The organism is Megasphaera hexanoica (genome assembly GCF_043520715.1).
GTDB lineage: Bacteria > Bacillota > Negativicutes > Veillonellales > Megasphaeraceae > Megasphaera > Megasphaera hexanoica.
Genome location: NZ_CP171361.1, coordinates 234369 through 246844 on the forward strand (window position 1 = coordinate 234369; position 12476 = coordinate 246844).

12 protein-coding genes are annotated in these 12476 nt (G+C 48.9%); all 12 read right to left on the reverse strand.

Annotation, left to right across the window (positions count from 1 at the left end; genetic code table 11):
* Window positions 1-35: 35 nt before the first annotated feature.
* Window positions 36-1817, reverse strand: a complete 1782-nt coding sequence (locus ACGTIC_RS01075; protein WP_059076194.1) for an adenine deaminase C-terminal domain-containing protein — start codon at window positions 1815-1817, stop codon at window positions 36-38.
* A gap of 11 nt (window positions 1818-1828) precedes the next feature.
* Window positions 1829-3139 carry an NCS2 family permease gene (locus ACGTIC_RS01080; protein ID WP_394522746.1) on the reverse strand — a complete coding sequence of 437 codons (1311 nt, stop codon included), beginning with the start codon at window positions 3137-3139 and terminating at the stop codon, window positions 1829-1831.
* A gap of 85 nt (window positions 3140-3224) precedes the next feature.
* Window positions 3225-4241: an adenosine deaminase gene (gene add / locus ACGTIC_RS01085; RefSeq protein ID WP_113855131.1), complete on the reverse strand. Its 1017-nt coding sequence runs from the start codon at window positions 4239-4241 to the stop codon at window positions 3225-3227.
* A 273-nt stretch (window positions 4242-4514) separates the two neighbouring features.
* Window positions 4515-5678, reverse strand: a complete 1164-nt coding sequence (gene eis, locus ACGTIC_RS01090) for an enhanced intracellular survival protein Eis (RefSeq protein ID WP_113855132.1) — start codon at window positions 5676-5678, stop codon at window positions 4515-4517.
* Window positions 5679-5735: 57 nt separating this feature from the next.
* The gene (locus ACGTIC_RS01095; protein ID WP_083237080.1) at window positions 5736-6647 is read right to left on the reverse strand and encodes a phosphatidylglycerol lysyltransferase domain-containing protein; all 912 of its coding nucleotides are present in this window, start codon (window positions 6645-6647) and stop codon (window positions 5736-5738) included.
* Between the two features lie 43 nt (window positions 6648-6690).
* Window positions 6691-7320, reverse strand: coding sequence for a DNA-3-methyladenine glycosylase (locus ACGTIC_RS01100; RefSeq protein ID WP_257536608.1), 630 nt, complete (start codon window positions 7318-7320; stop codon window positions 6691-6693).
* The gene (locus tag ACGTIC_RS01105; RefSeq protein ID WP_083237081.1) at window positions 7321-8097 is read right to left on the reverse strand and encodes an IclR family transcriptional regulator; all 777 of its coding nucleotides are present in this window, start codon (window positions 8095-8097) and stop codon (window positions 7321-7323) included.
* 19 nt (window positions 8098-8116) lie between these two features.
* The gene (locus ACGTIC_RS01110; RefSeq protein WP_206084921.1) at window positions 8117-9256 is read right to left on the reverse strand and encodes an efflux RND transporter periplasmic adaptor subunit; all 1140 of its coding nucleotides are present in this window, start codon (window positions 9254-9256) and stop codon (window positions 8117-8119) included.
* A 19-nt stretch (window positions 9257-9275) separates the two neighbouring features.
* The gene (locus ACGTIC_RS01115; RefSeq protein ID WP_059076199.1) at window positions 9276-9521 is read right to left on the reverse strand and encodes a pro-sigmaK processing inhibitor BofA family protein; all 246 of its coding nucleotides are present in this window, start codon (window positions 9519-9521) and stop codon (window positions 9276-9278) included.
* A 7-nt stretch (window positions 9522-9528) separates the two neighbouring features.
* Window positions 9529-10119: a recombination mediator RecR gene (gene recR, locus ACGTIC_RS01120; RefSeq protein WP_075581697.1), complete on the reverse strand. Its 591-nt coding sequence runs from the start codon at window positions 10117-10119 to the stop codon at window positions 9529-9531.
* Complete coding sequence (locus tag ACGTIC_RS01125; RefSeq protein ID WP_059076201.1) at window positions 10119-10439, reverse strand: YbaB/EbfC family nucleoid-associated protein; 321 nt, start codon at window positions 10437-10439, stop codon at window positions 10119-10121. Before ACGTIC_RS01125 ends, recR begins: the two co-directional genes overlap by 1 nt.
* A gap of 24 nt (window positions 10440-10463) precedes the next feature.
* Window positions 10464-12407, reverse strand: coding sequence for a DNA polymerase III subunit gamma/tau (dnaX, locus tag ACGTIC_RS01130; protein ID WP_113855133.1), 1944 nt, complete (start codon window positions 12405-12407; stop codon window positions 10464-10466).
* Window positions 12408-12476: the final 69 nt, after the last annotated feature.

Genomic DNA, 12476 nt, shown 5'->3' on the forward strand with positions numbered 1-12476 from the left:
CATGCACAGTCTTTTTAGCTATGTCCTTAAAAAAATCATCTATCCTTCAATTCCAGGATAGGATCAAAGTAAGATAGCTTTGTATAATCTACGTTGCCACCATCGGTAATTGCCAGGTCAGGAATCGCCGTGATGGGCAGGAAGGACAGATAAAAAATCGGATCCGGGAGACGGCTGCCAATCGCTTTGGCCGCTTCGTCGAGTTCATTTTCTTTTTGTGCCAATTCTTCCGGTGTCAGGTCTGATGCAATACCTGCAATGGGCAGCGGCAGGAACGAAACAATCTTTCCATCAATGACGACGACCTGTCCCCCGCCTTGTTCGATCAGTGTATTGGCAGCCAGTGCCATATCATCATAATTGGCACCAGCGACGACGAGGTTATTATCGTCAGGAGCCGCCGTCGTGGCAATAGCACCTTTCTTAAATGACCATCCGGAAATGAAACCCTTGGACATGTTACCATTTATGCCATAACGTTCAATGACCGATACGAGGGCCACGTCTTTTTCGGCACTGGGACGGACAATACCTCCGCGGACATCCAGTTCGACGTCACGGCGTCTGCGCATGAACGGCCCGATACTGTTGATCGTTTCTACGACAGCCTTTCCTTCATCCATATCTACATGATAGGCAAAATCATCTGCCGTCAGCGGTGCATGCTGTACGGTGTGCAACAGGGAATCATCCCGTCTGGGTACAGTATACTCGAATTTATTTTCTCCCTTTTCTGTCACCAGTATCCCCTTACTGATGACTGTCTGTACACGGAAAGTCCCCGGCTGATCGACGAGAAGGATATCCGCATCCTTGCCTGGTGCAATAGAACCGACACGGTCGTCGATTTCATAAGCTTCTGCCGCATTAATTGTCGCCATCTGGATGGCCGTCATCGGTTCGATTCCCGCGGCGATGGCCAGATGTACCATATGGTCGATATGACCTTCTTTGAGAATGCCCCGGGCGTTTACATCATCAGAGCAAAAGCTGGTATGACGGGCTATGCCCGGTGCGCCTTCGGTAATAGCGCGGACATTTTCTTTAAGGAATTTCGTGACTGCTGATTCCCGGATAATCGTGTGCATCCCTTTGCGGGCTTTTTCCAGGAATTCCTGGTGGTCATAACTTTCGTGATCGACACGAACACCACTCATGAGATATTCGTTGAGAGCCTTGCCCTTAGCCAGGGGACTGCAGCCAAAAATAGGCCGATGATATTTTCTGGCCAGGACGAGTGCTTCCATCGTATCCGGATCCTTAGTCTGGACAGCTTCACGTACCAGTTCCCATATACCATAACAGCGAGGATCCTGATGATATTTTGCATGATCTTTAGCTGTCACATTATATGCAATGGTCGAAACGGGAATCGTATACGGTGTCTTATAAGGCAGTGCCCAGAATACTTTCATAGGAGATGCATCGACTTCCTTGAAAATGGCTTCCAGCCCATCGACGCCGATGACGGAAATATATTCATCGAGACCACTGACAATACTGGTCGTACCGTGGGGAACGACGGCCTGGGCAAAACGTGTCATGCTCATTTTGCTGCATTCTACATGGATATGGCAGTCAATAAGTCCCGGAGCCAGATAGGTTCCTGTCGCGTCTATTTTTTGCGTATGTTCATCGATATAGTCAGAAATATCACTTTCAACGGCGACGATTTTCCCTTTATAGACAGCCACGTCTGCCTTATAGTATTCACCCGTATTGACATTGATCAGCGTACCGCCGATAACAGCCATATCGGCTTTAATCCGGGCTGCACCAGCATCGATATAATCAGATAACAGTTCTTTCGTAAGCATGTATAATCTCCTTAAAATTTAAGAATAGTCAGCGTATACAACAGAATGAGGAAGAGAACAAACATGACCCAGATGAGTGGATTGAGTTCTCTGCGCCGTCCGGCAATAGTCATCAGGATTGGATAAAACAGGAACCCGAAGGCGATGCCATACGAAATATTAAATGTCAGTGGCATGCCGATGATGACCATGAAAGCCGGGAAGGCGACTTCAAACTGATTCCAGTGGATTTCCTTAAGAGACGATGTCATGAGAACGCCGACGATAATCAGGGCCGGAGCCGTAACCTGAGCCGTAACGACGGCCAGAAGAGGTGAAAAAATCATACTAAAGGCGAAGAGAATCGCTACGACAACGGCTGTCAGGCCTGTACGGGCACCGACAGCTATGCCGGCCGAAGATTCGACATAAGCTGCCGTAGGAGTCGTTCCCATAACAGCACCGCCGAGCATGGACAGAGAATCTGCCATGAGAGCCCGGCCGATGCGGGGCATTTTACCATTATGCATAATTCCGGCCTGTTGTGCCAGTCCGATGAGCGTGCCAGCCGTATCGAAAAAGGCCACTAGGAAAAAGATGATCACTACGGCCCACATCTGAGGATCTGTAAGAATAGACGCCATATTCGTCACGCCTACACCGAACGTCGGATCCAGACTCGGCGCCATGGAAATAATGCTTTCCGGAGGCGGTATTATCTGTGTCACCAGTCCCATGACAGCCGTCAGGACGATACCGTAAAAGATGGATCCAGGCACTTTCTTTGCCATGAGGATAGCCGTTACGAAAACACCAAAGATAGTAAGCCAGGTCGTCGGAACTTTAAACGACCCGATTGCTACCAGAGAAGAGGGATCGCCAATGACGATACCGCCTCCCTGCAATCCCACGAAGGAAATGAAAATGCCGATACCAGCAGCCATAGCATATTTCAAATCCTGAGGAATCGCATCGATGATGATTTCCCGGATCTTAAAAAAGGAAACGAGCGTAAACAAAATGGACGCGATGAAAACACCGCCCATGGCCTGTTGCCAGGGAATACCCATGGCAAGGACGACCGAATAAGTAAAGAAGGCGTTGTCACCCAGACCTGGGGCGATAGCAATCGGATAATTAGCCAAAAAACCCATGAGCAGGCAGCCCATGATAGCTGATAAGGCCGTAGCCGTAAAAACAGCACCGGCATCCATACCCGCATCTCCCAGGATAATCGGATTGACAAAGAGAATATACGCCATGGAGACAAATGTCGTCAGACCTGCCAGACATTCCCTCTTTACTGTTGTATTGTTTTCAGATAAATGAAAGACTTTATCCAAAATTCCCATAGATTGGTTGCTAGACATAAAAATAAGTACCCCTCATTATATAAATAAATAGACACGCTGTTGCACTGCGATTTTCTTAATGGGTTCTTGCATATTCTTCCAGTTCGGCAATATAAATAGCCTTTTGTTCTTTACTGATCCAGGATGTTTCAAAGGAATTCCGCGCCAGCATCACTACTTGTTCTTTCGTCAGGTTGAAAGCATCTGCCAGGGCATAGTAATTATCACTGATATATCCGCCGAAATACGCAGGATCATCGGAGTGTGCCGAGATCTTGACGCCCTTATCGAGCAATTCCAGTACTTCCGGTCCCTTCATTTCAGGCCGTACGAACGTATTGGACAGCGGGCATGTCGTAAAGCCGATATGATGATTGGCTGCGTAGGCAACCAGATCAGGATCTTCAACGATATTGGTGCCATGATCTATCCGTTCGACGCCGATAACTTCCAGCAGTTCACGGATGTGTTCAATAGAACCTTTCTGGTCGATATCTGCATGTGCCGTAAGATGCAGGCCATACTGTTCAGCCTGGGTAAATTGATTGAAAAATTTCATGGGCGGATTATTGTGTTCGTCTGAATCGAGGCCGACACCAATGAACTTATCGCGGTACGGAAGGGATTCTTCCAGCGTTTTGCGGGCCGATTCACGGGACATATCCCGTAAGAAACACATAATCAGTCTGGCATCGATATTGAGTGCCCGGGCATCGACAGTAGCCCGGTATAAGCCGTTGATGAAGGTTTCAAAAGCGATACCACGGCTCGTGTGTGCCTGGGGATCAAAGAAAATTTCAGCATGACGGACATTATTTTCTGCGGCATGATGAATATATTCCATGGCCAAATCATAGAAATCATCTTCTGTCTGCAATACATTCATGGCAGGATAATATACAGCCAGGAATGAAGCCAGGTCGTCATACTGATATGATGCCCGTACTTCTTCGATCGTAGTCTGACCGATATCTACATGATTTTTCTGAGCCAGTTTTAATTTTAATTCTGGTTCCAGAGTACCTTCGATGTGCAAATGTAATTCTGCTTTCGGCATGCCTACGATAAATTCTTTCGTGACTTCTGTAGCCATAGATAGACCTCCTGTTATCATAAAAACAAAAAAATGATACATCCATGCTTTTGTAATACACATAGACATATGATGAATAACCAACAAAAAAAATAGGCTGCCGCACGCTATCAGCGTACAACAGCCATTCCTTTTTCCCGGACTCCAGCGCCACTGGAGTCTTTATTATGTAATTCATCACGGATTTATTATACCCATCCGATTTATAAAAGTCAATTACTATTCCTGCATATCTGCTCATCACCACTGTCCTGCAGGAGAACAAGCCTATAATCAATACCATTCATTGATATAGCATTTTTCTTTTGGGAACAAGGCCTGCAATATTTCCAGTGCCCGATCTGTTCCCTGTATTTTTTCGTTGAAAACGAGATCATCGACGTCCATCGCCCCAAATACGAGGAGAGCCAGAGTGCCAATAGGCATGACGGCATCGGTCATTTCTCCATCAGGCCGTTTTTCTACACTGGCTGTGCCGTCCTGCACCGTCAGGCGCCATGTCCCTGTATTCCAATCGGCCAGAGGGTCGTCTGTCCGGAATGTCAGACTTCCTTCCGCCTGGTATGGCAGTTCTTCCAGCGCTCCTTTGACATCGACAATACGGCCGGTCATGAAGGGCATCGTTTCATGGCCCTGTTTGCCATCGGGATAGAAGCGGTACGACTGGTCGTGGATTCCTTCATTCCACTGGAATGTATCGCCCTGTGAGCGGTGATTATAAATATAATTCAAAAGCCCTTTCTTGCCCCTGGCCGTAGCATACACGAATTCTCCGCTTACGATAGTCGGTTCACCGAGCTGATAAAAGAGATATCCGACCGGCCGGTCACCATCGAGGCAGACGGCGATATTGCCTTCCGCCAGCTGGGCGCTGATATGGCTGCGCCAGCTCTGTTCATCCCGGACGGCATAACCGGAAAGATTGCGCGTATAGGCATCGTATACCGGCGCCAGATAAGTCCATTCATCCGGGCTGGTAATAAATCCATAGTGGAGCGTCCGGTCCGTAAGAGGGCGCAGAGCATCGAGAGGAAGCGTTTCTTTCCACTGATGACAGTATAATTCATAACCGTAGGGCTGATAGAAACCGGCCTTGCTGGGCATGAGGATATTGACATAATGACCGCGCCGTTTCATTTCTTCCAGGGCTGCCGTGAGCAGTTTGCCACCGACACCGCCGCGCCGGGCTGCCGGATGCGTTGCCAATCCGACAATATAGGATGTCTGCACTTGTCTGCCCCGGAGATTCAGTGTATAGGGATTGAGATGGGTCAGACAGGCCATCTGATCACCCTGAAACCCCATGAGAACCTGTTCCGGTTTATAGAAATTTTTAAAATACCACTGGAAAAACGGATCTTCCCGATGTTCAAAACAGTAATCCCATAGACTTTCCACCAGCCCTCTGTCCTGTTCGCCAGCTAAACGGAAATTCATAGAAACCTCCCCTTTCTCTATAAGAAAGAGGCTGTCATGCAGGGACAGCCTCCGTTTTTATTTTTTCAATGTCACATCAAATTTTTCTACATAATGGTGCGGGTTGTATGATTCCTTGGAATGACGCAGACCGGGTATACCCATATCTTCTTCCCGGTTGATATAAGTCGTGTGAGGCCAGGCATGAACGACAAATTCATGATTAATGACCTGATACAGGCCACGGATATTGGGATCGCTCTTTTCAAAATGGATGATTGCCGTATCATCATTGAGCATTTCACCAATGGAAAAAGCGACGATCTTATTATACATGCGGATGGCGCCGCCCGTCGGCTGAAGGATTTCCCAGTTATTGAATACTTCTTCGATGGCGTGGCGTTCACCCAGAAGTTCTTCATCGTCATCCTGTTCTTCATGCTGGTCATACCATGTCTTTTCCGCTTCCATACATTCATCAAAAATTTCTTCTGTAATAGGCACGTATTCCCAGTTTCCGATGTACTGATTGCGGAAATGATTGAGGTTATTCTTTTTCTGACGGAATTTCTTTCCTGATAAGTTGATGAGGTCCTGTGTGAGATACACGTATTCGTAGTTATCCCGGTCCGGCGTAAATTCATAACAGTCTTCACAGAGTGTCCGGATCCGTTCGGCAGCTGCCGGCGTTACCCCTTTCATGAGGAACGGATAGCCATGTTCATCAAACCATTCGTGCATCCGTTGTACGCCCTTTAAAAAGCTGCCGTCTTTTTTGGCAAATGGCGGAATCCAGAACTGCTTTTTGCCACGGCCGGAACGGATATACATGACATCGTCTTCTTCAGCCCACTGGATTTCATAGGGCTTCTGCCAGGCAAACAGCGTCATGAATGTTGCATCAGCCTGTTCATACCGCTTCTGCTGAAAATAATCATCTATAATCGGTTTATCTTCCAGACGGATTTCTCTAAATTCAATAATAATAATCTCCCCCTAAGTATATGAACGCCGATTCTCAAGTACCATCGATTCATGGCCGAGATACGGATTTACTATTTTCAATATAATAACGCCAGGGAAAAGTCTTCCCTTTTTCGGCATAGTCTACATGAATGCGCGCAGAACATGCTATCTGCAGTGGTTGGCGCATAACCGGCTCAGCAATGTACAATTCATCGCCACAGAGATCCAGTTGATTCTGTGATTTTGTGATTTCCATGGCCTGACAGAGTTTTCCCGGTCCGTTGGTCAGATGATACGGACTCCGGGTACGGTTATCCATGTTACGGTTGCGGAACATATCATCCAGACCGGAAAGAGGTTCTACAGCCCGGATGAGGACTGCTTCCCCACTGCCGGCACGACCGGTCACAACATTCATACAGTAATACATGCCATAAATCTGATAGACATAGCTGCAGCCTCCGGATTGGAACATCGGCTCTGTCCGGGCCGTCCTGCCGTGGTAACTGTGGGCCGCATCATCAGGCCAGCCATGATATGTTCCTCCATAAGCCTCGGTCTCGACGATACGGCCGGCATAGACTGTATTCTCTGTAACGTGTACCAGAACAGCCCCCAGAAGATGCCGGGCAACCTGACAGACATCTTCTTCATACCATTTTTCCGGCCACTTCGATCCTATCATTCCGCTATTCATTTATCTATCCTTATCTTTGTCTTTGCGATAACCCAGTGAATAGGATATTTCATAGGCATACTGGCTCATGGTAAAGAGCATCTTCTGCCGGATAGAATCATAAAACCGCATGCTCGGACCGGCTATGGTCAGTGAAGCGATGACTTGTTCCTCAAAATTGAAAATCGGAACGGAAAGAGCAAACAGACCGTGTTCGCTTTCATCCTGGGTAATGGCATAACCATTGTGCCGGATAGAGGCAAACTCACTTTCCGACAAATTGCCATACTGGACGATGACCCGGTTCCGTTCGGCCTTGCTAGCCCAGGCCAGAAGCACTTTGCCGGCAGCACCTTTATAGATAGGCAGCGATTCGCCCATGGGAATAACGCGGCGCAACGAATGGGTGCTTTCTACATGATCCAGGCAGATACGACTGTCTCCTTCGGCCACATAAATACTGGCCGTTTCATTGAAAATCTGCTGCAGCCGCCGTAGATACGGTTTAGCCAGGGTCACGACGTTTTCTGTCCAATGGGAGGAATATCCCAGAGCCAGTGCTTTCGGACCCAGCCGGTACTGTTTGGATGCTTCGTTGCGCGTCAGATACTGACGACGTTCCAGTGTATTGACGATGCGGAAAGCCGTCGAAGTATTGAGGTCAGTCCGGGCCGCTATTTCTTTCAAAGTCAGACCGGTATTGCATTCGACAAAAATATCGAGGACATCGAGACTTTTTTCCAATGATTTGAGCAGACTATTTTGCCGCCCTCTTTTACCTGTGTCTTCTATATTCATGGAATCGCCTGCTTTCTTCCTACGTATTGACTTTCATACCGATTTCCAGTGAATCGGGCGGATCAATGACTACCTTTTCTCCTTCACTAAGGCCGTTCAGGATGACTACCCGTCCGGCTTCTTCATCCCCCGTCAGGACAGACCTGGCATCGGCCAGCCCCTTGTCATTAACGATATAGACAAAATCTCCACTGTCTTTCGTCTTGACAGCTGTTTTGGGTACAGTAATCTGGGATACTTCCTGTGGTGTCGAAAGGCGGACATGATAAAATTCGCCGGGCACGAACAGATTCTTGTCGTTATTAAATGTAATCTTGGCCATATAGGAGCCCGTTGCCGGATCCTTCACTTCAGAAAGATAGGTCAGCTCACCTGTTTCCGACTCGCCAGACGGAGCAATGATAGATACCTTGATGGTGCCATTACTCTTGGCAGTCTGCAGTGCCTCTATATAATCTTCCGGTACGGCAAACGTCGCTACCAACGGCGTCATCTGCTGAATCGTGGCCAGGACATTGCCGGCAACGGCAACAGACGGATTATCGGCTACAGAGGTGACACGCCCGTCAATAGGCGAATAAATCGTAGCGTTGCTCAGCATTTCCCTGGCCGATTGGACAGCCTGCTGCAGCTGGGCAATGCGCCCCGAATCAACAGCCGGCGCGGCTTCCTGAACAGGAGCAGACTGAACCGGAGGAGCCGTACGGGCCATCATCTGGTTGTATTCGACTTTGGAAATAGCTCCTTCATTATACCAGACATCGAGCTTTGCCCGCTGGCCACTGTCACCTCCACTGCTGGCAGCCGGAGCCTGATATACCGGAGCCGCTGCGGCAGCAGAAGACGCTGCTACCAGCTGTGCTTCGGCATCACTGACGCTCTGTTGGTATGGAGCCGAATCAACCTGTACGACTACTTCGCCAGCTTTGACCTCCTGTCCTACCGTAAGGGGCGTCGAGACGAGTTTGCCCGAAAGCTTAGGCACTACATTGGTCATGTGCAGGGCCGTAATATTTGCATCGAGTGTCAGGGCCACAGGATGTTCCGATTTCGTTACACTTTCCGTTTTCGTAGTCACGCTGTTGCCACAACCAGAAAGGATTGCGGCAGCGAAGACGGCAGCAAGGGCTGCTGCTGCCCATTTTTTGATTCGCACCATATTTCCTTCTTTCGGAATTTCAGAAAAACGTATAGAACAACGTAAGAACAGCTACGGCGGGCAGGCCGAAAATACCGACCAGAATTCCCGTTATGAGAGTAATAGGCACATGAGCCAGGCCCAGGAGATAGCCGAAATGGTTGACCCCATATAAGAGCAGCAATCCGATAACGACGTTTCCCAGAAGATGGCGAAGCGGTGCCAGAATCAGTTTATGCACCAGCACGAGAATGACGATACCGATGCCAATGCCGTAGAAATCCATAAAGTCCTCACATTTCCTGCCGATTAGCTACGGCACCGGCCAGAGTAGCCTCATCAGCATATTCAATATCTCCGCCCATGGGAAGGCCCCGGGCAATACGGGTAACCCGGATGCCTGCCGTCTTCAACAGGCGTGCCAGATACAGGGCCGTCGCTTCCCCTTCTACGTCCGGATCCGTTGCCAGGATGACTTCCTTGACTTCTGTATCCTGCAGTCGCTGCAGTAGTTCTTTGATCCGCAAATCATCGACACCTACCCCGTCGAGGGGCGACAGTGCACCGTGCAGGACATGGTAAAGGCCGTGATAATCACCGCTGCGTTCGATAGCCAGCACATCCTGCGGCGTTTCGACGACGCAGATAATGGAGTGATCGCGCCGGGGATCACTGCAGATAGGGCAGGGATCGGTGCTCGATAAATTGAAGCAGACTGAACAAAAATGCATCTGCGATTTGGCATCGCGGATAGCTCCGATAAAGGCATTCACGCTTTCTTCCGGCTGCTGTACCATATAATAAGCCAGCTTGCGCGCTGTCTTGATGCCGATACCGGGCAGACGGCGGAATTGTTCTGTCAGCCGGTCCAGAGGCGTATCCATCAGAACATGCCCGGCAGCTTCATGCCACCCGTTATTTTGCTCATTTCCTGAGCCATGAGATCATCGACTTTTTTACTGGCTTCATTGACGCCGGCGACAATGAGATCTTCCAGCATTTCCGTGTCTTCCGGATCAATAACATTTTTATCATTGATTTTGACACTTTCCACATTTTTTTCCCCGTTCATGACAATAGTCAGGGCACCGCCGCCAACCGTCACTTCCACAGTACGTTGTTTCAGTTCTTCCTGCAGTTTTTTCATGTCTTTCTGCATCTTCTGTACTTTCTTCATCATGCCTTGCATATTTCCACCAAACATATTCATATCCTCCTGATTTTCTGATTATTTTTTAGTTTCTACATATATATGACAGTCTCCCAGCTTCTCGAGCAGTGGGTCCAGTACCTGACGCGCTGCCGCTGGGATGTCCCCGGGAGCCACAGATTTCATGGCCGCATCTTCTTCCGATACAGATACTGTATCGGATTTTGTTTTTTCCGGAGAAGCGGGAGATCGGGTCACCGTGATTTCACTGTTTTTTTTTTCGTAGCCTGCCAGTTCTGGATCTCCTTCCTGATAGGCTCTCATGTGATATCCCTTGCCCAAAATACCGGCCAGAGCTTCATCAACGTATTTATAATAATCTTCCCGGTTGGCCCGCTTTACCATAAAGGCCGATTTTAATACCAGGATGACTTCTGTTTCACCAATATATAGTACCCTGCCCAGGCGTATACACGATACAACCTGCATTTTTTTCTTTTTTTCCAGTATCTGACAAACCTGCTTCCAGACGGCATCATAATTTTCCGGCACCGGCAGCGCACGGGACGAAGCCGTTTCTGGTATGGGAACAGGCGATGGCGATGCACTGGCAGAAGAAGCCTGTGCTGCCGGAATATCTCTGGATACGGGCTGTACGGACGCCGGTGGCGGTTCCTTGTCCTGTATAGGCGGAACAGATGATACGCCTGCAGGAGGCGTCCTGAAAAATCCGGCATCGTCATACGGTTCGTCTGGCAAATCCCCGGAATGAGAAAATTCATCGTCTGGCAGGGGAATTTCTTCTCTTTCTTTTTTAGTACTTCCCGCTGGCACCCTGATCTGGCATAAGGCTTGTTCCAGCCGCGTCACCCGGTCGGTCAGTGCCTGGATCTGCGCCGCACCTGCCGAGGTATCCGATACGGCATGAGTACTGGTGCTTCCTCCCTGGCTGGCCATGAGCAGCCCCATTTCCACGGCAACACGCGGTGCCGGCGAATTTTTTGCCGTCATAAGTGCTTCCTGAAGCACTCCGAGAATGCGGAAAACCTGTCCCGGTTCGACGCGTCCTGCCTGTTCTGCCAGTTCTTTCATCGAATCGGCATATGCCGAAAGTGTATCTGATTCAGGCGCTGCCTGATACAACATGAGCGCCCGCAGATGTTCCAATAATTCAGTCAGTATGACCCGGGGTTCTTTTCCCATGCGGACAATATCATCGACGGCACTGATGATGACATCTCCCTTATGGGAAAATACGGCATCGGCCAGGGAAAACAACCAGTCCCGGCCAACCAGCCCCAGAAGATTCCGGACCAGGGTTTCATCGATAGTCCCATCAGCATTGCTGACACACTGGTCCAGAAGACTCAGAGCATCGCGCATGCCACCGTCTGCCTGCACGGAAAGGATATGGGCAGCTCCCTTGCTAATATCAATATGCTCTTTATCGGCTATATAAAGAATCCGTTCTGCTATATCCTGACTGGTAATGCGGCGGAATTCATAACGCTGACAGCGGGACAGGATGGTCATCGGAATTTTTTCCGGTTCTGTCGTGGCCAGAATAAAAATCACATGGGCCGGCGGTTCTTCCAGTGTCTTTAGAAGCGCATTGAAGGCTTCTGTCGTCAGCATGTGCACTTCATCAATAATGTAAATCTTTTTGCGTCCTTCAGCCGGCATAAATTTAATCGTTTCCCGCAAATTCCGTATATCTTCAATACTGCGATTGGATGCCGCGTCGATTTCTATGACATCGAGGGATTCCCCGGCAAGGATATGGCGGCATACATCGCACGTATTGCATGGGTGGGACGTCGGCCCATGGACACAATTCATGGCCCTGGCAAAGATTTTAGCCGTACTGGTCTTACCTGTGCCACGGGGACCGGAAAACAGGTAGGCATGAGCTACTTTATCCGTATCTATTGCTTTTTGCAGAGTTTCCGTAATCTGGCGCTGACCCACTACGTCTTCAAAGGTTTTGGGACGCCATTTACGATATAGCGCAATATATGCCATGATAGTCCTTTCGGAAAGATGTAAAAAAAAGCAGCTAACGGCATAGCTGCTTTGACCAACTGAAAAGTA

Coding starts and splice junctions, on each gene's coding strand:
- ACGTIC_RS01075 (WP_059076194.1), bottom strand. CDS start 1,817: ATGCTTACGAAAGAACTGTTATCTGATTATATCGATGCTGGTGCAGCC.
- ACGTIC_RS01100 (WP_257536608.1), bottom strand. CDS start 7,320: ATGAATAGCGGAATGATAGGATCGAAGTGGCCGGAAAAATGGTATGAA.
- dnaX (WP_113855133.1), bottom strand. CDS start 12,407: ATGGCATATATTGCGCTATATCGTAAATGGCGTCCCAAAACCTTTGAA.
- ACGTIC_RS01105 (WP_083237081.1), bottom strand. CDS start 8,097: ATGAATATAGAAGACACAGGTAAAAGAGGGCGGCAAAATAGTCTGCTC.
- ACGTIC_RS01110 (WP_206084921.1), bottom strand. CDS start 9,256: ATGGTGCGAATCAAAAAATGGGCAGCAGCAGCCCTTGCTGCCGTCTTC.
- add (WP_113855131.1), bottom strand. CDS start 4,241: ATGGCTACAGAAGTCACGAAAGAATTTATCGTAGGCATGCCGAAAGCA.
- ACGTIC_RS01115 (WP_059076199.1), bottom strand. CDS start 9,521: ATGGATTTCTACGGCATTGGCATCGGTATCGTCATTCTCGTGCTGGTG.
- ACGTIC_RS01125 (WP_059076201.1), bottom strand. CDS start 10,439: ATGTTTGGTGGAAATATGCAAGGCATGATGAAGAAAGTACAGAAGATG.
- eis (WP_113855132.1), bottom strand. CDS start 5,678: ATGAATTTCCGTTTAGCTGGCGAACAGGACAGAGGGCTGGTGGAAAGT.
- recR (WP_075581697.1), bottom strand. CDS start 10,119: ATGGATACGCCTCTGGACCGGCTGACAGAACAATTCCGCCGTCTGCCC.